At 41.3% G+C, this 22,055-nt stretch carries 18 protein-coding genes; 8 read left to right on the forward strand and 10 right to left on the reverse strand.

Annotated elements, in window-relative coordinates:
• Positions 1–18 precede the first annotated feature (18 nt).
• Entirely contained in the window at positions 19–399 is a 381-nt protein-coding gene (locus tag U5K72_15455) for a hypothetical protein (protein ID MDZ7720211.1), read from the reverse strand.
• A gap of 98 nt (positions 400–497) precedes the next feature.
• Between U5K72_15455 and U5K72_15460 the strand changes: the two genes are divergently transcribed.
• Complete coding sequence (locus tag U5K72_15460) at positions 498–1,148, forward strand: phosphoribosylanthranilate isomerase (GenBank protein ID MDZ7720212.1); 651 nt, start codon at positions 498–500, stop codon at positions 1,146–1,148.
• Between the two features lie 191 nt (positions 1,149–1,339).
• Here U5K72_15460 and U5K72_15465 read toward each other — a convergent pair whose 3' ends face one another.
• From U5K72_15465 to U5K72_15485, 5 genes are all read right to left on the reverse strand, one after another.
• Positions 1,340–1,552, reverse strand: coding sequence for a hypothetical protein (locus U5K72_15465; GenBank protein ID MDZ7720213.1), 213 nt, complete (start codon positions 1,550–1,552; stop codon positions 1,340–1,342).
• A 934-nt stretch (positions 1,553–2,486) separates the two neighbouring features.
• A complete protein-coding gene (locus U5K72_15470; protein ID MDZ7720214.1) occupies positions 2,487–4,364 on the reverse strand; it encodes a protein kinase in 1,878 nt (625 codons plus the stop codon).
• 596 nt (positions 4,365–4,960) lie between these two features.
• Complete coding sequence (locus tag U5K72_15475) at positions 4,961–5,377, reverse strand: hypothetical protein (GenBank protein MDZ7720215.1); 417 nt, start codon at positions 5,375–5,377, stop codon at positions 4,961–4,963.
• A gap of 88 nt (positions 5,378–5,465) precedes the next feature.
• A complete protein-coding gene (locus U5K72_15480; protein ID MDZ7720216.1) occupies positions 5,466–6,485 on the reverse strand; it encodes a tetratricopeptide repeat protein in 1,020 nt (339 codons plus the stop codon).
• Complete coding sequence (locus tag U5K72_15485) at positions 6,478–8,010, reverse strand: serine/threonine-protein kinase (GenBank protein ID MDZ7720217.1); 1,533 nt, start codon at positions 8,008–8,010, stop codon at positions 6,478–6,480. Before U5K72_15485 ends, U5K72_15480 begins: the two co-directional genes overlap by 8 nt.
• A 207-nt stretch (positions 8,011–8,217) precedes the next feature.
• Here U5K72_15485 and U5K72_15490 point away from each other — a divergent pair, with 207 nt between their 5' ends.
• From U5K72_15490 to U5K72_15505, 4 genes are all read left to right on the forward strand, one after another.
• Complete coding sequence (locus tag U5K72_15490; protein MDZ7720218.1) at positions 8,218–9,498, forward strand: GAF domain-containing SpoIIE family protein phosphatase; 1,281 nt, start codon at positions 8,218–8,220, stop codon at positions 9,496–9,498.
• Between the two features lie 1,164 nt (positions 9,499–10,662).
• Positions 10,663–11,610 (forward strand): response regulator, encoded by a 948-nt coding sequence (locus U5K72_15495; protein ID MDZ7720219.1) that lies wholly within the window; start codon positions 10,663–10,665, stop codon positions 11,608–11,610.
• Between the two features lie 92 nt (positions 11,611–11,702).
• Positions 11,703–12,833, forward strand: a complete 1,131-nt coding sequence (locus U5K72_15500) for a Gfo/Idh/MocA family oxidoreductase (GenBank protein MDZ7720220.1) — start codon at positions 11,703–11,705, stop codon at positions 12,831–12,833.
• A gap of 26 nt (positions 12,834–12,859) precedes the next feature.
• On the forward strand, positions 12,860–13,549 hold the full coding sequence (locus U5K72_15505; protein MDZ7720221.1) for a CPBP family intramembrane glutamic endopeptidase: 690 nt from the start codon (positions 12,860–12,862) through the stop codon (positions 13,547–13,549).
• 391 nt (positions 13,550–13,940) lie between these two features.
• Here the strand turns inward: U5K72_15505 and U5K72_15510 are convergent, their stop codons facing one another.
• The 4 genes from U5K72_15510 to U5K72_15525 all read right to left on the reverse strand — a co-directional run bounded on the left by U5K72_15510 (position 13,941) and on the right by U5K72_15525 (position 16,937).
• On the reverse strand, positions 13,941–14,231 hold the full coding sequence (locus tag U5K72_15510; protein MDZ7720222.1) for a tetratricopeptide repeat protein: 291 nt from the start codon (positions 14,229–14,231) through the stop codon (positions 13,941–13,943).
• A complete protein-coding gene (locus U5K72_15515; protein ID MDZ7720223.1) occupies positions 14,228–16,135 on the reverse strand; it encodes a serine/threonine-protein kinase in 1,908 nt (635 codons plus the stop codon). Before U5K72_15515 ends, U5K72_15510 begins: the two co-directional genes overlap by 4 nt.
• Positions 16,136–16,339: 204 nt before the next feature.
• On the reverse strand, positions 16,340–16,591 hold the full coding sequence (locus U5K72_15520; GenBank protein MDZ7720224.1) for an ECF-type sigma factor: 252 nt from the start codon (positions 16,589–16,591) through the stop codon (positions 16,340–16,342).
• 1 nt (position 16,592) lies between these two features.
• Positions 16,593–16,937 (reverse strand): ECF-type sigma factor, encoded by a 345-nt coding sequence (locus U5K72_15525; protein MDZ7720225.1) that lies wholly within the window; start codon positions 16,935–16,937, stop codon positions 16,593–16,595.
• 256 nt (positions 16,938–17,193) lie between these two features.
• Here U5K72_15525 and U5K72_15530 point away from each other — a divergent pair, with 256 nt between their 5' ends.
• The 3 genes from U5K72_15530 to U5K72_15540 all read left to right on the forward strand — a co-directional run bounded on the left by U5K72_15530 (position 17,194) and on the right by U5K72_15540 (position 22,047).
• Positions 17,194–18,708, forward strand: coding sequence for a CAP domain-containing protein (locus U5K72_15530; protein ID MDZ7720226.1), 1,515 nt, complete (start codon positions 17,194–17,196; stop codon positions 18,706–18,708).
• A 352-nt stretch (positions 18,709–19,060) separates the two neighbouring features.
• Entirely contained in the window at positions 19,061–19,339 is a 279-nt protein-coding gene (locus U5K72_15535) for a hypothetical protein (GenBank protein MDZ7720227.1), read from the forward strand.
• Entirely contained in the window at positions 19,324–22,047 is a 2,724-nt protein-coding gene (locus U5K72_15540) for a hypothetical protein (GenBank protein MDZ7720228.1), read from the forward strand. The genes U5K72_15535 and U5K72_15540 overlap by 16 nt, the downstream gene beginning before the upstream one ends.
• Positions 22,048–22,055 lie beyond the last annotated feature (8 nt).

Raw genomic sequence — 22,055 nt, forward strand, 5'->3', positions numbered from 1 at the left:
AGATTATTTGATTAAAAACTATTCCCTGATATTCAAATTTATCACCATGTAATAGATATCGGTGTTTTTAGTTTCGCCATCTGATCCGCGCCGGACTTCCAGAACAATCGTATCCTTGCCGGAAAAACCTGTTTCTGGTCGGTAACGATATTTTACAACTGCGGTTCCGTCAAAATCATAAAAAAGCTCACTAACGGAAGCATTCGGTCTGTCTTCCTTGATGGACACCTGTTCTTCATCCCCCAAGGGACCAACATTATAGATATATTCTCCAGCAGATTCTATTTCAGCGTTTACTACATCAAAATCTCTGACGACGGACTCTGCAGAATCCGCTTCAAAAATATTGCAGCCGCTAAGCCAGATCATTAAAACCAATACTACATACAGATTTCTCACAACACTGATACGTTATTATTTTTAAGAAAAACTGAATTGTAAAAAAGAAATATCGATCATTCTTTATCTTTTATACACCCTGGATGGACAAATTACCTATGAAGCCACAAATTAAGATTTGCTGCATCTCTTCAAAAAAAGAAGCCAAAATGGCCCTCAATGTTGGAGCGTCTGCTATAGGATTGGTTGGAAAAATGCCCAGCGGGCCGGGCCCGATTGATGACAAACTCATAAAAGAAATTGCAAATACAGTTTCCACAACCATCGCAACATTTCTTTTAACAAGTGAGACATCCGGGAAAGCTATATATGAACATCATAAAAGAACACAAACAAATACCATTCAAGTTGTAGATCGGCCGGAAGATGGAACTCACGAGTATCTGGAAAAAGAGTTATCCAATATAAAACGCGTTCAGGTTATACATATAGCAAATGAAGAATCAGTTGATGAAGCGTTATTCTACGCCGAAAAAGCGGACCTCCTTTTGCTTGATAGCGGGAATCCCAACCTGGAAGTGAAAGAGCTGGGCGGCACCGGCCGGACCCACAATTGGGAGATCAGCCGGAAAATTGTTGAGCAATCTCCTATTCCCATTTTCCTTGCCGGCGGTTTGAATGCAGAGAATGTAAAGCAAGCCCTCGATGCCGTTCAACCTTTTGGTGTGGACATTTGCAGCGGAGTTCGCACCAACGGTAAGTTAGACCCAAAAAAGCTGGAAAATTTTGTTGAGGCTGTACTTACTTAACCTCGCGTATAAAGCTCCAAAATTAAGTTACATTCGATAAGGTCTTTGAATAATTAATGTTGGGGTGAGTTACCAACAACAAATTCCTCTGCTTCCATCAACATAAATATCATAATCAATCCTGGCTTCCTATGCATCCTCCTTAACCTTTAAAGTAAGCGAATCGCCAGCGGCTAAAGGTTGAACTTTTCTTACATCTGAAGGCGTATTACTCTCAATTTCAGGCCATTTGGGAGATTCTTTTGTTTTCGTAAATTGCCCTCATTCAGTTCGAAGTAATCATTCATATCTACAGGTAATCCAAATAACATATCCGATTTATCGGCATTCCAGGAAACTTCATCACCCGGTCTCAAAACCAGTGTACCAACAACTATCCTCCATTTGGTATCTCCACTTTCCATGACCGTTCCGCATATTTAGCCACTTTAGGTCTCATTCTATCTTCTCCATTTCCATCGTTCTTGCTTGTACCTTCTTCACCAAAGTTATCTTCTTATTCATACTTTAGTTGGATACAGGAAGTACATCAATTAATGTCACTACAAGACTGATTTTACTAATTGATTACGACATCTTTGTTTTTATTACTCATAATATTAGTTTGATTTAGTGTTAGTACTCTCGTTTTAGGAAAGATTCTATCAGCATTCTTTCTTTAAAAGCTCTTTTTCAATTCTATATATTCTGGATCTTTGTGTCATAGATCTGTAAATCCGGCAGCCATTCGATATGAGATATATGTTCAGCCCGAACCCATTTCAATGCTTCATCTGCGCATGCCCAAGTTTTCATATGTACTAATCGCATTTACAATTAACATTATAGATTTTCCTGATTTTGAGTCAAGTGCTCTGATCTATATATTCAAGTGCTTGTTTCTCTATTATTCAAGTCAGAATGATATAAAGCGATGTTAGATGAAAGTAACAGCATCTTCAGCTGATTAACTTTAAGCTGTTCCTCTGCTTTATCAATAGCTGTTTGGTATAATTCTTCCTCCCCATCATGTTCTCTTCGCTCCACTCAACTGCATGCCGCATAATTTGCCCAAATCTCATATCGGTTTCTGAATGCCTCATTCTCAAGCACTAATTCGTACATATCGGCAGCTTCAGTATAGTTACCATTTCTGAAATAAATAAGTGCCAAGATTGCTAGCCGTAAGAGGATTTTCGTCAATCGCCATCGATCGTTCAAACATGATCCTGGCACTGTCTATCTCATTCTTTTGAAAATATGCTACTCCAAGATTCGAATAAGACTGAACTATTTTGAGAAGTTAATTTCAATAGCTTTTTTAAAATTTTCAATCGCCTATCCCAATTTTGATTCTCATCAAATGATAAATTGCCAGATCGCATTGTAACCTATCCAATACTCAGGTTTTCGATTCAATAATCTCTTCATAAATTTCAATGCCTCTTTCGGATTCTCCCGATCAATGTTATAAGCATTGGCCATCAGACGACTGTATGCTTCCGTATACTCCGGATCGAGTTTAAGTGCATTTTCAAAATACCTGATCGCAGCTTCATAATTACCTTGCCCATACTCAATAAGCCCCATCGTAAATTGTACAGCTGGTAAATTTTCATCGATAGACTGAGCTTTATTGAGTGCGGCCTTTGCTTGATCAACCAACTCAACATTTTGGTTGATCACGAATTTTCTCCAATATGCTTCGCCTAATCCAGCGTATGCCAGTGCAAATTCTGGATCTATGTCCAGAGCATTCTCAAAATGTTGAACGGCATCGTCAATCATCTCAAGATTTGCCGGTTCCTGGAGACTTGCTCTGCCTTTCAGGTAAAATTCGTATGCATCGGGATTATTGGGCTCTCCTCGACTGATTGTCTCAACCATCACCGGTTGTACTTCTATCTGTAGCATATTCAACATAGCCTGAACGCTTTCTTTCTCCAGTTGCGCCAGGTTTCGGGATGAAACTGTTACCTGTTCAGTTTCTATCCTTACAATATTATCGGCATCAATAAGTTCGAGTATAAGCCGCGTTGAGTCCTGAATGGTTTGAATAGTAGAGTGTATCGCCAGGTTTACTCCAAACATTTCATTAGCTTGGGAAGCACTTGCTACATTTGCACTTCTAATTTCGCTGGCCGGTGTAACCCAATACTCATTTTCATACTGTTCAAGATCTGATAACCTAAAGGAAAGTGTTTCGGTCAGCCCGGCGGAAATAGATTCCAGGTTCGGATCATCACTTATATTTTCAATGGGTAAAACAGCCAAATGTTTTTTCTGTGGAACATTCCCCAATAACTCAAACTCATTATTCCACCAAAAGATGAACAGGGTGAGCAGAACGGTAAACACCGCAGCACTGATTATTAAGTAAGTATTTCTTTTTAGTGAAATTGTCTCCTGCTCCTTCGTGGATTCACTTCCGGATTTTCGCCCCTCCTTTATGTCATCTAAAACGTCGGACATCTGCTGGTAACGATCCTCCGGATTTTTCTCCAGACACCGGTTTATGATCTGCCGTATAAACTCCGGAATGTCTGAATTATCGGAGTCGATAGATAACGGCTCCTCCTCTGTAATGGAGTACATAATGGCCGCTTCGTGCATCCCCTGGAAAGGCAGTGCACCGGTAAACAGTTCGTAGAGAACCACTCCGTATGACCATATATCTGAACGGTTGTCTGCTTCATTTCCGCGCAATTGTTCCGGCGACATATACGCCGTAGTACCGGCCGTTGTATCACTGCTGGCGGGCTGATCACTCCCCTCCAATCGTGCCAGGCCAAAATCCATGATCTTTACCTTGTTCGAGGAATTGACCATAATATTCCTGGATTTGATATCCCTGTGGACGATCCCTTTTTCATGAGCTGCCTTAATCCCTTCGGCAATATCAATGGCAATTTCAATCTTGTCTTCAGGCGTCAGTTTATTTTCATCAATTACATCCTTAAGCTCATCCCCCTTTACATATTCTAAAACGATACATAACTCTCCATTTGCCTCCTCAATGGCATATACCTGGGCTATGTTTCGGTGGTTTAAACCTGCCGCAGCCTGGGCTTCAACCCGAAAACGATCATGTTTGGATTGATCTTTTGATATGTGTTTCGGCAGGAATTTGAGTGCTACTTTTCGATTCAGGCGTGTGTCTTGTGCCAAATACACAACACCCATCCCTCCTTCACCTATCTTTTTTGTAATATCGTAATGCAAAAAACTGGATGCCATTTTTTACACCAATCCGAAAGTTTAGATTTAAAATATATGTCTCTCTATACTTTAAATTCGACTATATGTTACTGATTATTTTTTGGTTATTAAAAAAACTAACTACGATATAAAATATTTTAATATATATGGACAAATAAATCCCCCTTTCACTTTAAAATATATCATCACTTTTCGGGTAGTCTTTAACAAAAAAGAAGAAGGCTTTGCAAAGCTCTGACCGTCATCCTGAACTTTCTCATCGGGATCCCTCCGGTGGATTCAGGATCTCCAGATACAGGCTATAAAGACGAATAGAGAATCTGAATCGAGTTCAGATTGACCAATAACCACGGTTTTGCAAAGCCCTCTGAAATATCACTTTTAAAGATGTACTGCCTCGGGGCAGAACCCACGGGTTATCAATACATTCCAAAAATTTTGGGTTAACTTTACGTTTTTCTTGAAGTGTCCTCTTTTTCGAAAGGGACACTGGGGGATGATCCATAATGCTTCAGAAACAAGATGTAGTCAATTCAGAACTTAGAAAGTCATCCCCCCGGCTCGCACTTTAGATTAAAAAACCTCGAAGTCTATCCGGGTTTTTTAGTTATTTTCTATTGAATGATCATCCTTGGGGCTGAATTTCCCTGGACAAACTTCCCTTCGCTTATTATAAACACCTCATAAATTAACTCTCCCCTTGGTGCATCTTCTTTAATCGTTACACGAAGGTTCCCATTTCTCCCAACCACCTGAGATCGTCCATCTTCAAAAAGATTACCACTGAATTCAAAGTAATCTTCAATATCCTCAGAAAAAGTAAATACTACCTCACCTTCACTCCGATTTTGCCATTGAACCCGGTCATTCGATGCAGCATTAAGCGTTCCTCTGCTGTTGCCATTGAGATCTCGAACTCTCCACACATCCTCGCTGTCTTTTTCAATCCTTACGTTCAATTGTGCATATCTATTTTCCAAGTCGATGCTTTTATAGATCATCCCCGAAGAAATAATAAAGAGCACTGCCATACATAGAATTAAATTTGTTTTGTTTATCATGTGTTCGTTGTTTTTTTTGTTTTAATTGATCCTCCTTTCAAAACCAACCAAGAAAGGATTAGTTATTCGTTTGGTTCACAAGTTGATTTTTAAGTGCCTGAAAAGCAGGGTCGTTTGCTAAATCCTGTAATTCCGGCTGGCTTTCAATATCCTCAATCATCTCCGCAGAAATCCATTGAAAAGCCATCTGTCTCATCTCCAGCTTTTCGTAGATCGATACAGCACGTAATCTTATGAAAAGATTTTGATTGTTAATGTCCAGTGCTCGATTGATATAGTTCCTGGCTTCAATGGAGTTGTTTAAATCGGAGTAATATGCCCCAATATCGGCCAAAATCAGCGGATCATTCGGATTCACTTCATGCTGTTGTTTTGCTATCTCTATGGCTGTTTTATAATGTTGGATCGCTTCAAGCGAATCCCCGCTGAATTCAACAGCTGCAGCGTAGTTCCCCCAAACATCGTATCGGTTGGGATACTCATCTAAAACAATCTTATACATATCGGCCGCTTCCGTGTACATCTTATCTGAAAAATAGAGCCCGGCCAGGTTATTCGCGGTTAACGGATTTTGATTCAGTTCCTGCGATTTTTCAAACATCTCACGAGCTCTGCTATTATCTCCTTTATAGAAGTAAGCGATGCCCAAATTCGAAAATGCTTTACTATTGTTTGGTGTGATCTCAACAACCTCTTCCAAGTTCCGGATGGCACCATCAAAATTGCCATTACTGAGATGATAAACGCCTAAATCTTTATATCCCTCCCAATAATCCGGTTTTAACTCAATGACTTTTTGATATGTATCTAAAGCTTTTCCCGTATCACCAATTTCATTATATACATTTGCCATCTCGCGGTATGAAGCGGTGTACTTAGGATCTATATCCAAAGCTCGTTCAAAGTAGTTAATCGATTCCTCGTAATTTCCTGTTCCACTTTTTACCAATCCAAAGAGATGCTGAACCGGTGCCAGTTGATCGTTGACGGAGTTGGCTCGATTCAGAGCTGTTTCAGCTAAACTTACATATTCTACATCGCCGGTTATTTCATATTGTCTCCAGTAGCCTTCACCCAATCCGGCATATCCAAGGGCAAACTGCGGAGTCCAAAATTACCGCTTGTTCGAAAAAGTCAATCGCTTCATTCAAATCATCTAAATTCATCTCTTTTTGGAGGCTCGCTCTGCCTTTCAGATAATATTCGTAAGCTTTTGGGTTTGAAGGTGCATCTTCCAGAATTGCAAGCTGCACCCTGGGCTGGATATCAATCTCAAGCATAGTCAGCAGCTCTTTGATGGCATTGAACTCCAATGCTGCCAGGTCATCAGCATGTACGGTAATTTGTCGGGTACTCAATCGACGAATATTGTCGGCATCAACCAGTTCAAGAATCATTCTTGTTGAGTCCTGAACACTTTGGATACTGGCAGATATCGCCAAATTCACGCCAAATATGCGATTCGCCTGGGAAGCACTCAACACATTTTCCTTTCTGATTTCGCTTGCAGGAGTAACCCAATAGAAATCCTCATACTGTTCCAGTTCAGACAATCGATATGAAAATGTCTCTGCCAATCCATCACAAATGGCCTGCATTTCCGGATTTCCACTAATGTTTTCAATAGGTAAAACAGCGAGGTATCGCTTGTCCGGTAAATTCTCTCCATACCCGCTGATCCCATCCCGGAAGAAGTAGAATGTAATAATGAACAAACTAACGACCACAATGCCCGCGGCTAAATACTTAGTTCTCATTGGCGAGACTCGGGAAGGAGGCGAGCTATTCTCTGAAGAGTCCAAATTTTGTGACTTCAGATCGTCCAGAATCTCCCCTACAGTTTGGTAGCGTTCTTCAGGATTCTTCTCCAGGCAACGGGCAATAATAGTCTTTATATACTCCGGAACTTCTGCATCTTTCTCGTCTATCGGATGAGGAGGATCTTCTGTGATAGAGTACATAACGGCAGGTTCATGCAAGCCCCGAAATGGCAGTTCACCGGAAAACAGCTCATACAGCACAACTCCATAGGACCATATATCAGATCGCATATCGGCTCCGCTTCCCCTTAGTTGTTCCGGCGACATATATGCCGTGGTTCCAATGGTCGTCCCTGTTTTTGTGATAGGGTCGGTTCCCACAAGCCGTGCCAAACCAAAATCCATAATTTTGACATTTCCCGAGATATCTATCATAATATTTCGGGTTTTAATATCCCTGTGGATTACTCCCTTCTGATGTGCAGCGTGTATTCCTGAAGCTGTTTGTGAAGCAATCTCTAATTTATCATTGGTACTTAGTTCCCCCTCCTCAATCACATCTTTGAGCTCTTGTCCATCAACATACTCCAGCACAATAAACAACTCGTCATCAACTTCTTCGATGGCATATACTTGTGCAATATTGGTGTGACTTAAACCGGCAGCGGCCCGAGCTTCAATCTCAAACCGTTGACGTTCAATCTCATTTTTCGCGATATGTGCAGGTAAAAATTTGAGGGCAACATATCTGTGTAATCGCGTATCTTTTGCAAGATATACGATTCCCATACCGCCTTGTCCAAGCTTTCTCTGAATTTCGTAGTGTAAAAAGGATGAAGACATACCAGATTTCTAATGTTTAAGTTACTTCACCCTCTCTTTATGAATGGAATTCTTTTGAAAAAATATATAAGGATATTAAACATAATTAAGGTCTTAACACAAAATATTTATAGTATAATGTTGATTATTTTATGTTATTTAGTCTTAATTACAGATTCATTGAGTTCTTTTGAATCATTTCTGTTAAACGAATAAGCTTCCAAACCAATGTCAAACATCGAAAAACTTCAAGCCGAAAACAGGCAGCTTCAGCTTGCAATCAATGAGTTGAAAATTCTTAATGATATTGCAACCACAATCTCTTCTGTTCAGTCAGTGGATGAAATCATTAACCAAATTGTAATGAAATGCATCAAGCATATTGGTGTGGAAGAGGGTACGATAAACCTCCTGGAGATGAATACCGAAGGCGAAGATTTTCATACCATGGTTCGGCACCGCGATACCTCGGGTGTAAAAGTACCTTTCAGAATGGATGCCGGCCTGAAAGGATGGATGCTTAAGAACCGGACCTCTTTTGTAAGTAATGATATACGCCATGATGATCGGTTTCAATTTCTCACGGATGATGAATACCCCTTCGATTCTATCCTCTGCGTACCGTTAATTGTTAAAGGCGAAATGACCGGCTACCTGGCTGTATTTAATAAAAGAAAAGGGGATTTTACGGATGAAGATCGGCGGTTGCTCTCCATCATCGGTTCTCAGTCTGCACAAATCATTGAGAATGCTCGTTTGCTCGAAGAGGAAAAGAGATTGATTACGCTCCAGGAAGAACTCAGTATGGCAACGCAGATTCAGCGAAAGTTACTCCCCGATGCTACTCCTGATATTTCGGGTTATCAACTGTTTGCTACAAATATTCCTGCAAAATCTGTGGGTGGTGATTATTACGATTTTGTACCACTCTCTGATGACCGGCTTGCTTTCTGTCTCGCGGATATCACCGGGAAAGGAATGCCTGCAGCAATGCTGATGGCAAATCTCCAGGCTACGTTCAGAAGTCAGGTTCTTGTAAATGATGATTGTGCCATCTGCATAAAACGCACGAATACGCTGCTTTACAGAAGTACAGAATCAACAAAATTTGCTACAATGATTTACGGGGCATTAGATCCAAAATCCGGGCAGATTAAATACACGAATGGAGGCCATGATTGCCCGATACTTTTCAAGAAAAACCAAGCTCCACTGGAGCTTGAATCCACCGGTTTGTTACTCGGCATTTTTGAAGAGTCAGATTATACGCAGGAATCGATACAACTTGAACCCGGCGATCTGCTGTTGATATTTAGTGATGGGATAACAGAAGCAATGAATTCGGATTTGGAAATGTTTGGCACAAACCGCCTGGAAGAGTTGGTTCAAAAAAATGTCGATAAACCCGTTTCCGAAATTGGTTCTATCATTTTAGATGGTATTAAAGAACACGCCGGAGGTAATACACAAAGTGATGATATCACCCTGATGCTGATTAAAAGGGTTTAAATCTTTTAGAATCTGCTAAGTAGTAAATGCTTCAGTACTTCTACTTTTAGTTTTCAAATAAATTGAAAATTTCTTTTCTAAAATCGGCATGATCACCGCAGTCATTTTGTCATGAACCTAATAATCAGAAATATTTTAATAACCATAATAATTTTATATAAATAGACTTATTTTACTTTGGCTCAATAGTTTATAGTACTTTATATAAAATTTTTTGATACCCTAAATTATTTAGGTCAGGTATCTATCTCTACATTTCCGGAGCTTTCTTTACGAAATTTTCACTACATATTTTCTCAGGTAATTAACGGACCATTCCAGATCTAAAAAGATTACTAACCAGATGCTCCCAAAGGAGCATGGCAAACAAGAAAAATTTCTCAGAGAGGATTGGTTTTTGAGATGCAGAAAAATCTGTCTTTAGATGCATCCATGTGAAGTTATGTGTACATCTTGAAACGTTTTGGACAGTACTGAAAAAGAATCACACTATGAGCCTCTAACAATGATAAATGTATGTATTCCTATAGAATAGATAGACTGAGACTGTACAACAATATGCAGATCATTTTTTGTCTCGTAAGAGTTTTCTCAAACTATCTCTCTGAATCAACTCTTCCTCTATTTTCCAGAGTGCTTTGCAGAACCAAACATTTGTTTTCGACTTCATTCGTCGTACCTCCTCATTGCGCTCAAACTGACGTCTTATTGAGCGTAGCGGAGCGAAGTCGAAATATATCCGGTATTTCAAAACCTTCTTCCATTATTCTTTATTTTGGTTGAAAACTTCTCATGCAAACAATCTTGTATAAAGCCCAGTATTTATATTTCAGTCCACTGCTATCTTATTGTGAGATTAAAAAAAATCATATATTAAAAAGAGTAAGGTTCTGTTTTAATATTCTGTAAAAAATAGGTATGATATTATCGTATCGAGAGACAGTATTATCAACAGATTACTATCCTCCTTATACCTTGGGAGTTGTTATTCTAAAATAGAACAACAACAATTTTTAGATCCGGCATAAAAATTCGTTTTATAAGCATACTATTTTATTAAAAGAACGAGCAAAGTATTATCATTGGATACGTTGGATTAATAGAAATTAATATATTTAGCGAAAATACTACTGCCTGTAACTGAAGATTAAAGTCAGTATTTCCATGGAGAAACAGACAATTTTGGTAATTGATGACGAGAAGTCTACTCACGTAATGCTCAAAGCAATGCTTGGGAAGGACTACAATCTAATGTTTGCCAATAGCGCACAAGAGGGAATTGATCTGGCAGCAGAAAACTCTATTAACCTTGTACTTCTCGATATCCAGATGCCCGAACTTTCCGGTATTGAACTTCTTGAATCTATCATGACAGACACCGTTATGAGAAGTATACCGGTAATTGTTATGACCGGAAAAGCAACTGAGGATATTGAAGAGGAGGCTCGTGATATTGGAGCGGCTGATTTTGTCTCAAAAGAGTTCCTGTTTTCAAACAAAGATGAGTTTAAAGAAAAACTGGACGAACACCTCCTTGACAAGGCAAAACAGTCTAAACATTCAGATCGATATAAACAGGATTTCCGCACCATCATCAAAAAAATACAGACCGAAGCGGTACACGGTGATTTCTTCTCTGCATGCAGAAAATTGGCCGTCGGATTGATGAATTCATTTGAGATCGATTACATCTCTTTCTGGAAAATCCAGCGATCGAAGCCGAGTTTAATTCTCTCAATCGGAGACCGTCAGCCTGAAAATTTCGGGCCAGACGAATTGATGTCCGAACGCGCCTTCAGAGAGTTGGCTCGCACCAAGCGTCCCTACATGACCAATAATCCGCGATCTGAGAAAAAGGGAATATTTGCCGATACTTCAAAAGAACTTGGCCTGAGTTCTGAAGCCGGAATTCCACTTTTTAAAATCGACAAAGAGACATTTACAAAAAACGGCATGGTCATTCCGGGAAGCACCCCCCTGTTTGGTTTTGTTATTTTAAAAAGGAACAGAGTCTTTACTACAAAAGAATATAAACTTCTCTCACGGTTCGTTATTCAATGCGGCACAATACTTTGGGGTTTGTACAGAAAACTGTATTCAGGCAATGCCTAATTCAAACTTTCTCCATCCTCTTGGTTTTTCTGTTTTGCAATCTTCTGAAAGTTTATTCAAGCCCTTTATCATTCCTTAAAATCAATACAGCTATGTTAAACTCATATATTTTAAACCCATTGTTTCTGATTTTAATTACCGGATTCACTCTTACTCAAAACACCCCTCAAAAAATATCTGAGAGCCAAACCACACCGGTAAAAATTGCAGTTGCAGGCTTAACACATGACCATGTACACTGGCTATTCGGTCGTGATAACAGCAACAATGATATTGAAATTGTTGGTATTTACGAATCCAACCGGGACCTTTGGCAGCACTACAAGCAGATGTATGACCTGGACCAGGAATTGTATTATGAGGATATGGAGATGATGTTTAATAAGACTCAGCCTCAGGCGGTCACTGCTTTTGGTTCTACGTTTGAACACCTTGAGTTGGTGAAAACAGCCGCTCCGAAAGGTATTCATGTGATGGTAGAAAAACCTTTAGCTGTGAATCTCGATCATGCAATGCAGATGAAAAGAGTAGCCAATGAAAATAACATTCATTTAATTACCAACTACGAAACTACCTGGTACTCAAGTAATCATGAAGTAAAACGGTTATTTGAAGAGGAAGAACAATTTGGTGAGATAAGAAAAGTGATTGTAAACGATGGACACCAGGGTCCGAAAGAGATTGGCGTGAGTGATGAATTTTTGGATTGGCTGACTGATCCTGTTTTGAATGGCGGTGGAGCCATTATGGATTTTGGATGTTACGGGGCCAATCTAACCACCTGGCTGATGGATGGAGAAGAACCTGAAACCGTTACTGCTATTACTCAAACCCATAAACCTGACATCTACTCTGAAGTGGATGACGAAGCCACCATTATTCTCACCTATCCCGGCACACAGGCTATCATCCAGGCTTCCTGGAACTGGCCGTACAATCGAAAAGATATGCAGGTTTATGGCGAAAGCGGATATGTGTTTGCTCATGATGATGTTAACATTGAAGTCCTTAGACAGAATGATTCACCTGATTCACAATCATTACCTTCACGTAATTACCCCTATAACGATCCCTTTAGTTATTTTGCAGGTGTTGTGCGGGGAGACATTGTTGTAAAGGACACCGATCTCTCCTCCCTCTCAAATAACATTACAGTTATGAAAATTCTGGATGCCGCCCGAACATCTGCCGAGACAGGCGAAACAATCTACCTGAGTAACTAAGTCTGGTTTGTAGTTTCTTACTATTTATGAATGAATACAATACAGGAAAATCCCGCATAGATGGCCACAAGCTTTTACTTGTTTCCGTTCTTTCAGGGGTGATATGGTTGTTACTCGCAAATTTGATCATCTATTATATCCAGGAAACGTCTCTTGCCGCACTCTTTTTTGAAGGATATCACTTCTTAATTCAAATCTCTTTGGGTATCACATCCGGAGCCGTATTTGGCATCGCGGGGTTGGGATTGATAAAAATTCCATCGTTTAAAAAGATCCTGGATGAATACGCCGTCATTCGGCAGATACAGGAGATGAATCTATCTCCAAATGAGATTGTCTATATCTCGCTTGTCGCGGGTATTTCTGAAGAGATTTTATTTCGCGGAGCCATTCAACCGGTCATCGGCATCTGGTGGACCTCCCTCCTGTTTATCGGAATCCACGGCTATATTCGCTTGCAATCAACAACACATGTTTTATACTCGCTGTTTACCTTTGCATTGAGCTGCATGCTGGGCGTGCTCTTTATTTACGTGGGATTAATTTCGGCAATGGCCGCCCATTTTATGTATGATGTGATTGTGCTGTATGGGATTAAACAAATATTGAGTAGTGATTCATTGAAAATCTTGAATCATACAATTGTTTTCAATTGGCAAATACACGACGTGGACTTTGCTAATGTGAGAGGTTCATTAGATTCGCATGCCTCGTAAAGCTGTTCAATGCTTTTCGATACTCCGATTCTGAACAGAATTATCTCATCTTCGACCTGAATAGTGATTTCCTAAATTCATTATAAGTGAAACTGCTTCAAGATGAACTCATAGATTCAACAGTTCGGGAATTCCGATTAGCCATAGATAAAGCTTATTACGATGATTGTAATGCCATGCATTTCAAAATGGGTTTCCGAGGCGTTCCTCGAATATCGACTGAGCATACTCAAATGTATGTTGTCTACCGCCAACATTTGCTACGTACCTGGGCCGTTCGGACATGTCCATCTGGAAATTTTTTTTGAAAAAGGTTGATCGCTGCCACATTAGTCGCTGTTTCTGCGTGAATATAGCATGTACCTGCCCCATTCGTTTTGATAGACAAACTTCAACTCCGATTAGCCTCTATGAATATCTCCAGACCAATAATGTGATTGTCTCTCCGCATATGAGTTTTTTTTCGCATCTCTAAGGCTTCCAACAAAAGTTTTTCTGCTTCCTCATATTCCCCTTTGGCTCTGAGTAAATTCCCAAGATGTACCAGGCTGTATGCAACATCAGGATGTTCTTCGCCAACCAACTGAAGACGAATATCTAATGCTTCTCTGTAATATTTCTCAGCTTCATCATACATTTTTCTTCGCTTAACGTCAGTAATAGCGGCCAGTGTTTGTGTCATGGACGAATGCTCGCAACCTGAAGATTTTCTTTGCCGTTATTTTCAACTAAAATATCCAGCGATTCTCTCATCATCTCAGCCGCTGCTGTCAAATCGTTCATCCTCCATTTTAATGCGGCATAATTACTTAAAGCCACTCCAACAGATTCATGACTCTCTCCGACAACAGATCTGCGAATCTCAAGTGCTTTACTCAACAGTGAATCTGTCGCCTGAAAATCACTCATACTTTGTTTCAGGACGGCAAGATCGTTCAGAGTTCTTGCTACCTCCAGATTCTCATGATCAAAAAGTTGCTTACGCATTGTTAAAGCAGCGTTCAGCAAAGAGTCAGCTCTATCATAATTTCCTATTTGATATTGCAGCCATCCCAGTGAGTTCAGGCTTCGGGCGATATCGGGGTGTATTTCTCCATAAAGTTTCCGTTGCAGTTGCAATGCTTTTTCCGCCATTTCAAAGCCTTGCCTGTAGAGTCCAAGACTTTCGTACACATCCGAAACCACAAGATACAGTTCAGATTGCAGATCAGGCTGATCGTTTAACTCCGTTTCCACCCGGCCTGCCCCGCGATGAAGCAGCTCCACAGCAGAAAGAGATTGATCTTGTGCTTCAGACGGATCCACTGATTCAAAAAGATCAATCAAAAAACGACTGACCTCTTCCGCCCGATCCCGCTCATTTTCAGCTTCAATCGCCCGCTCTTCGATAGCCTTTGACTGAATATAGGTTACACTTGCAAAAGAGATCACCAACAGTGCAATCACGGCCGAAGCTGCTATCCCTATTGTATGCCGACGGATAAATTTTCCTGATCGGTATGAGATGGAATCTTTTTTAGCGACTACCGGTAATGTTTTTTGATACCGCCGAACATCATCCGCGAACTGCTCCACCGAAGAATATCTCTCAGTAGGATCCTTTTTTAAAGCCTTCAGGACGATGGCATCCAGATCATCACCCGAATGTATAGCACCTTTTATTTTTGATGGGATTTCCGGTATTTGATTGCAGATTGTTTTTTCAATATTCGCCGGTGTACGTTTCTCAAAATGATAGGGCAAATCACCTGCCAGCAATTCGTATAACAACACACCAAGTGAATAGAGATCGCTAACCGTTGAGATCGGCTCATTTCTTACTTGTTCGGGGGAGGCGTACTCCGGGGTCATCATCCGGTTTTGATACTGTGCTTTCCTCTGCTTCTGGTCCAGGTCCATCAGTTTTGCTATTCCAAAATCAAGCAACTTGGGGCGGCCCGCCTCTGTGATTAAAATATTTGCCGGTTTAAGATCCCTGTGTACAATCAAATTTTGATGAGCATATTGAACCGCTGAGCAGATTTCAAGGAACAGGTCCAACCGTTCTTCCAGTGTGGATTGATGACGCTTGCAATAGTCCGTAACCGGCGTGCCCTCCACAAATTCCATAGCAAACCAGGGGAGGTCATCTTCGGTAGTACCTCCGTCAAACAAACGTGCAATATTCGGGTGATTGAGTGATGCAAGAATCTGCCGCTCCTCATAAAACCTCGTCAGAACATCATCAGAAATCACCCCTTTCCTAATCACTTTTAAAGCCACGAACCGTTCAAACTGCTTATCATTTCGAACGGCAAGGTACACATGCCCCATTCCGCCGGAACCAATTTTTCGAATCAGCCGGTATGGGCCGATAACCTGTTCGTTGGCTTTTTCCTCATCCGTGAACAATAGTGACGATTGCATATCAACCAATGGTTCTTCCATCCATCCGGATGTTTCCTGAGCCAGCAAACTATTCACTTCATCCAGTAGGTCCGGATCACCAGCACAAGAATTCTCAATATAAGTGGTACGCTCCTCACCGCTGAGGGTCATTGCCTCCTGGCAAATCGTTTCGATCTTTTTCCAGCGTTCCGGTTTCATTTGATATAAGTTTTGGAACTCCCCTCTTGAGAGGGGAAAAGTGAAGTCATGACAGCGTAAGCAGTCATGACAAGCAAGGGGTGTGTTCACGTAGACACGGCCTTCGAACTCCTGTCACGCAACGCAACCACACCCATTTAACACACCCCTGATCCATTCGCTAAACGCTTATGGATCTTGTCCCCTCTCAAGAGGGGAGCTTTCTTACTTCTGACTTCTCACCCTCAAACCCGGCATCTCCATATCCTTCATCTCCCGCTTTAGCCAAAGTTTTGCCACATTCCAGGCACGGCGAACGGTAATGGGTGCAATTCCCATCACTTCCGAAATCTCTTTCCAGGTCAATCCCCCAAAAAAATGGTAGTCTACTACCTGGCTCCCCCGCTGGTTAAAATCTTCCATTTTTTTGATAGCTTTATTCAGCGCCAGGATCTCATCGGCCATCGACTCACTCATGTCATTCAGTATCCATCTCTCCTTCAACTTCTTCCAGCTCTACCCGTGAAAACTCCCCTCCCCTCTTTATCGCTTTCTTCTTCTCCGCATAGTTGATGAGTATTCGTTTCATCGCTAATGCCGAGATAGCCAAAAAATGCGCCCGGCTCTGCCACTCCACTTCATCGTGATTTACAAGTTTAAAATAGGCTTCATGCACCAATGCAGTAGTATCCAAAGTATGGCCGCTGCGTTCAAATTTTAATTTCTGATGAGCTATGGAACTCATCTCGTTGTACACCAGCGGCAACAGCTTATTCACCACCTCCTTATCGCCTGCCTTTGAGGATTGCAAAAGCTCTGTAATTCTATCTTTGGAATATTTTTCCGGTTCCTGAAGTCAGTCTTCGCTAAAAGGCATGTCTTCTACTCCTTAACTCACCAATTACTTCTATCTTGTAAACCCTATGATTTAAAATAAAAAGTAAAGGCAAAAAAGCCAGTCAAAACGACTTCAGTCCATAGTTAAAATGATCACTTCCAAATTTTTTCCTGCGTATTACTATAAAGGTTCGTTTTAAATCTCAAATAATTGAATTTGAATCCACAGAACGAAATTTTCTATGCGCATTAAATCAGCCAAACAAAGATTTACAGATAGATCACCATGGAAATACCTCTTTATCTCCCTGTTGATAGTGGGACTGATAGCCGGTTGCGATCAAATCACCGGATCTGACGATAATTCAAATTCATCGGATGATACAGATTCAGATCCAAATTCAAACGCTGCCAACATTAGCAGTTTTTCCGCATCGGATGAAATTATCACCGAAGGCGAAACCGTAACACTCAGTTGGGAAGTGTCCGGTGACGACCCTATTACGTTAACTCTTGAACCGGGGAGTATGGACGTATCAGGTGAAACAAGTATCGAAGTATCTCCTGAGGAGGATACAACCTATCAATTAAATGCCGAAAATGAAGCTGGAAGCGACCAATCAGAACTCTCCGTAAGCGTAATACCCGAGGGTGTGGTTGCCATTGAAGTAGAAGTCAACGGTTTGCCGGCCGGAATGGATGCGAATATAGCCGTAACTAACAACGATGATTACATGCAATGGGTCAGCAAAAATAGTGCCCTCACTGAACTTCCACCTGGTTCATACACCGTAGCAGCAGGCCCTGTAAATGAATCCGGCAATACATATATCCCAAATCAGGGAGTTCAGACTATTGATGTTGCTAAAGCATATAAAAACAAGACCTTTATTCAATTAAACTATTCTCTTTCAAATGAATCTTTATATGAGATAGAGCCTGACGTAGAAGCCTGCGAGGAGGGAGCCATTACTGAACTCACAAAAAAACGGGGACTCATGTATCTCAACTTTATCCGGTCGCTCCTCGGCGTACCACCTGTAGGTTACGATTTTGGCAGTGATGATATGGTCCAAAAAGCGTCCCTGATGATGGCAGCCAACAGTGATCTCTCCCATTCCCCGCCCGAAGACTGGCACTGCTATTCCGAATCCGGAGCGGACGGAGCCGAAACGAGCAATCTGGCCATCGACCTGAGAAATAACGAAATCAATGCCACACCCGAACAATTTATGATTCTCTGGGCGGATGACAACAGAGTGCCGAGCCTGGGTCACCGCCGCTGGCTGATCGATCCGTTTCTCAGCCAGGTTGCCGTCGGCCTTGTGGAGGGAACTCCCATCGAGGGTGAATTTTCAGATGCTGCGGGTTCTGCTGTTCGGGTGGTAGGCGGACCCGAAGCCAATATCAATAATCTGGAACTGCCATTTGTGGCCTATCCCCGTGGAGACTTCCCAAAAGAATTACTGACAAACAACTGGTTCCTCTCATTCTCTGTACTTGCCAATACCGGTTCCCGATTCGGTGCCAACGAGCAGGTAGATTACAGCAGCACGTCTATCACAGTACAAAATGAAAACGGCGACGAATTGTCTGTAACTGACGTATCAGTTGATCACACTGCCTTTGGCCTGCCCAACAGTTTACAATGGAAAGTACCCGATCTCCGGGATAACGAACGCTATACGGTTACCATTTCAAACGTGATCGTAAATGGGGAAAGCCGGGATTTTAGTTATGAGGTGCAGTTGCAGTAAGTGATGCTTGCCTTCATCAGACGTCTGCCTGTACGTGATTAGCACCTGTCGTCTCGGAGTTGGAAGAAAATCCCCTCTTGAGAGGGGACGGTGAAGTCAAAAGTCCGCTGACGGACTGTTTGACGAAGCAGGGGTGTGTTCGCAGAGCTGTGGGTTTTAAACTCACTATGTAGTCCTATACATGCCTCTTTACACACCCCTGACCGAATCTCTGAACGCGATTCGGTCTGTCCCCTCTCAAGAGGGGATTTTCATGCCTCTCAGAAAACAATAATGATCACTTACGATTTTTTTCCTGCGTAGTTCAATAGAGACAGTCAAATTATTCACAACACTTTAAAAAATTACGTCCATGGGTTTTAAAAATACCTTTCTGACATTTCTTCTGTTACTAATTTATTCAACGGCTTCCCTGGCCCAAAACGCTACAGATTATGATAAATTGATTGAAGGTTCAGCAGAATTTGGAAAATTAGCTGCAGATGTTTTCGAGGGTGTTGCTTTTGATCAACAGACAGTGGGAGAATCAACAAAAGAAAAATTTAAAAGCTTTCTGAAGGATCAAGCTATCTCTAACCTCAGAGTAGAATTTTCGGATCTGAAATATCTCCTCAAATGGATGAAATTATAAAAGAAATCTATGGTAACTATGCTTGTGAAGATAATTTGGATCGTAGAAAAAAAGATTTGTGCACACAGGCTGCTGAAGGTATGGCATGTAGAATTTTTGGTGATATAGATGATTTTTATGCGCTTAAAGGTATGGGCAGAATAGCCTTCGATTTAGTCACAAAAGAGATCCCCGGAGCCCCTGGTTTAGCTGCTAAACTCGTAGAAGCACCTACACGAGCAGCTTATGAAAAAATCAGAAAAGAGATGGAGGGAATTATTCAGAAGTGGTGGCAAAGTAAACCGCCAGTCGAGAAATTTCATTATGATCGTAGTTTATTTGGTGATTTAGAGTGTTCAGCTTCAATAGATATTCTTTGGAACAAAAAAAATGGTAAATACCTGTACTATATTTCTGGTTCTTGTGGTTGTGAATTAGTTCCTGTACCCGGCAGAAATCGACCTGTAAAACTTAACTCTTTCCAGGTATTTGGAGGCGGCAGTGCAAAACCTGTATTAGATATGGATGGCGATGGTACAGATAATCAAAATGAACCAAAGGTAAAGCTGAAAGTAACTCATGATCAAAAAAACATTTTACCTGACTGTTATTGTGATGAAAATGACGACAACATCGATTCCGCTAAAGCCGAATTTAACCCGGAAGCCGGCGAACCTTCCGACGATGTTACTATTACCCTTACAGCCAAAGATGCTGCCGGCAGAGATATTGATATTCATGGAGTGGATATCGCCGGGTTGGATACCATTATGGAAGAGGGAGCCGATTATAATGTGATTACCGCACTGCCAGCCAAGAATGTTGAGGTGAAATTTACAATTGCCGAGCCCCGGAAGGACCAAACGTATGGATTGGATATTCAACTCACAGATTTTGAAGGAGTTACAACTACCATCAATCCCGATTATGAGGTACTGAATGTAGAACCTGAAATTGTTCCTCCTGTTGTTAATAACTCAACCTCTGCAGATCCCGGCGAGACGATGGCACTCGATGGCGTAGAAGTCACTGTTATCGATAGAAACGCAGACAAAAAAAATGAATCAGAGTTAACGATTAATAGAATCAAACTATCTGGGCAGCCGGAAGGGCTTCAAACCATACCCGAATTTTCGGAATTTGACATCACATGTAAATCGTTCGCCCCAGAAACAGGAACATATCTATTTGAATTAAGCAGGAGTGCACGAGTGAATAATCCGCATGAACACGGTAGTTTTCAAAATGAATTTACAATTTGGGACGACCAAAATGAGGAAGTTAATGGTAATCTCTATTACGAAGTTAATAATGTACCACCCGTTATTGAGAGAACATGGGTTGAACCGAGACGGTTTTTACATTCTGGTAAACCAATAGAAATTACCGTCCACGCTTTAGTTCGCGATGATAACACCAACAATGACATTCATAAAATAACGATTGATGCAAGCAAAGCTGCCGCAGATAAAACTAAGATCTTTGAAAGGAATGATGGCCTTCAGGAAAAAGAGCAAGACGAATCGAGAATATTGTTTACTACTGAGGCCTTTAAACACACAAGAGAACCGGATAATCATCCAATTCCAATAACCGTCACGGATCATCCGGATCAAAAAGATAAATCCAATACCGTTGAAAGCAAAGATTTTATTCATGTAGGCAACGAAGAACCTGAAATTGGTGCAACCGGATATATCTGGGGAGGAAATGAAGAGCAAGAGTTGACTATTACCCAGGTAAACCGGAGAGTCTGTCCCGGCGAAGAAATTACGGTTGGTGTACGAGCGGCAGATCCGGAAGGAGATCCCCTCAAAGTCACAGCCACGTTAAACGGGAATGAAATTGAACTTGAAGTACAACCCGGCGGAACAAATACAGGAACATTTAAGGCTCCTGGTCCGGGTGAATATACGATCCGATTTGATGCGCAAGAAAGAGTCTTTGATAAACAATTTGCTGAAGCCAGTTCTCTTCATTTGACGGTTGATCCCTGCGAAGAGGAGGATGAAGAAGAACAAACTGAAGATCAACAAGTGGCATCAGATGAGCCAGTCAAGGATCTTCCCGAAGAGCCGAATCCTCAACCAAACAGTAATACTGACTGGGATTTTAATATTGAAACGTTTCGGGTAGGATTTTACCTGGGATATGAAACCCGGTACAACCTCAAAGATGAAGCCTGCAATCAGGAAGAATTGGACAGATGTGAGGCTGCAAATGGATCACCCTCATTCGGTCTTTTTGCAGAAATTGACGCAATTAATAACCTAAAACTCCCAGGAACGAATACAGATCTATCCATTGCTATGGGTTTCCGATCCAAAAGAAGTTCGACGGATTTCAGGCAGATGTACAATCAAGGGTCCGGTTATCCTTATATGGTTGATGGATCCTTAAACTTTACCTCGGCTGGTTTCTATTCGAGATTTTCAGCTCCCATCAAAGATGGATTTCCGATGGAAGACTCAGAGTTTGAAGCATCTTTTAATATTGGATTTAACTATACATGGAACAAAGTGGAGTTTAAAAATCAGTCTTTCTCCTCCGGGGATGAAGTTGAAAGGGAGTCACGTTCTCATCAAAACCTGAATTTTACAACGGGTGCCGGAGTGAATGTGAACTGGAACCAAAAAATCGGAACGGGTCTCGGAGTTTACTGGGGTACCGACGGCGGAGGCGCAGATGCATTGGGTGGAATAAGAGCGAGTATTAACTACAATTTTTAAAACCAGTT

Source organism: Balneolaceae bacterium, assembly GCA_034521495.1.
Classification (GTDB): Bacteria; Bacteroidota; Rhodothermia; order Balneolales; family Balneolaceae; genus Rhodohalobacter.

Coding starts and splice junctions, on each gene's coding strand:
- U5K72_15460 (MDZ7720212.1), top strand. CDS start 498: ATGAAGCCACAAATTAAGATTTGCTGCATCTCTTCAAAAAAAGAAGCC.
- U5K72_15465 (MDZ7720213.1), bottom strand. CDS start 1,552: ATGGAAAGTGGAGATACCAAATGGAGGATAGTTGTTGGTACACTGGTT.
- U5K72_15470 (MDZ7720214.1), bottom strand. CDS start 4,364: ATGGCATCCAGTTTTTTGCATTACGATATTACAAAAAAGATAGGTGAA.
- U5K72_15475 (MDZ7720215.1), bottom strand. CDS start 5,377: ATGGCAGTGCTCTTTATTATTTCTTCGGGGATGATCTATAAAAGCATC.
- U5K72_15485 (MDZ7720217.1), bottom strand. CDS start 8,010: ATGTCTTCATCCTTTTTACACTACGAAATTCAGAGAAAGCTTGGACAA.
- U5K72_15490 (MDZ7720218.1), top strand. CDS start 8,218: ATGTCAAACATCGAAAAACTTCAAGCCGAAAACAGGCAGCTTCAGCTT.
- U5K72_15495 (MDZ7720219.1), top strand. CDS start 10,663: ATGGAGAAACAGACAATTTTGGTAATTGATGACGAGAAGTCTACTCAC.
- U5K72_15500 (MDZ7720220.1), top strand. CDS start 11,703: ATGTTAAACTCATATATTTTAAACCCATTGTTTCTGATTTTAATTACC.
- U5K72_15505 (MDZ7720221.1), top strand. CDS start 12,860: ATGAATGAATACAATACAGGAAAATCCCGCATAGATGGCCACAAGCTT.
- U5K72_15510 (MDZ7720222.1), bottom strand. CDS start 14,231: ATGACACAAACACTGGCCGCTATTACTGACGTTAAGCGAAGAAAAATG.
- U5K72_15515 (MDZ7720223.1), bottom strand. CDS start 16,135: ATGAAACCGGAACGCTGGAAAAAGATCGAAACGATTTGCCAGGAGGCA.
- U5K72_15520 (MDZ7720224.1), bottom strand. CDS start 16,591: ATGAGTGAGTCGATGGCCGATGAGATCCTGGCGCTGAATAAAGCTATC.
- U5K72_15530 (MDZ7720226.1), top strand. CDS start 17,194: ATGCGCATTAAATCAGCCAAACAAAGATTTACAGATAGATCACCATGG.
- U5K72_15535 (MDZ7720227.1), top strand. CDS start 19,061: ATGGGTTTTAAAAATACCTTTCTGACATTTCTTCTGTTACTAATTTAT.
- U5K72_15540 (MDZ7720228.1), top strand. CDS start 19,324: ATGGATGAAATTATAAAAGAAATCTATGGTAACTATGCTTGTGAAGAT.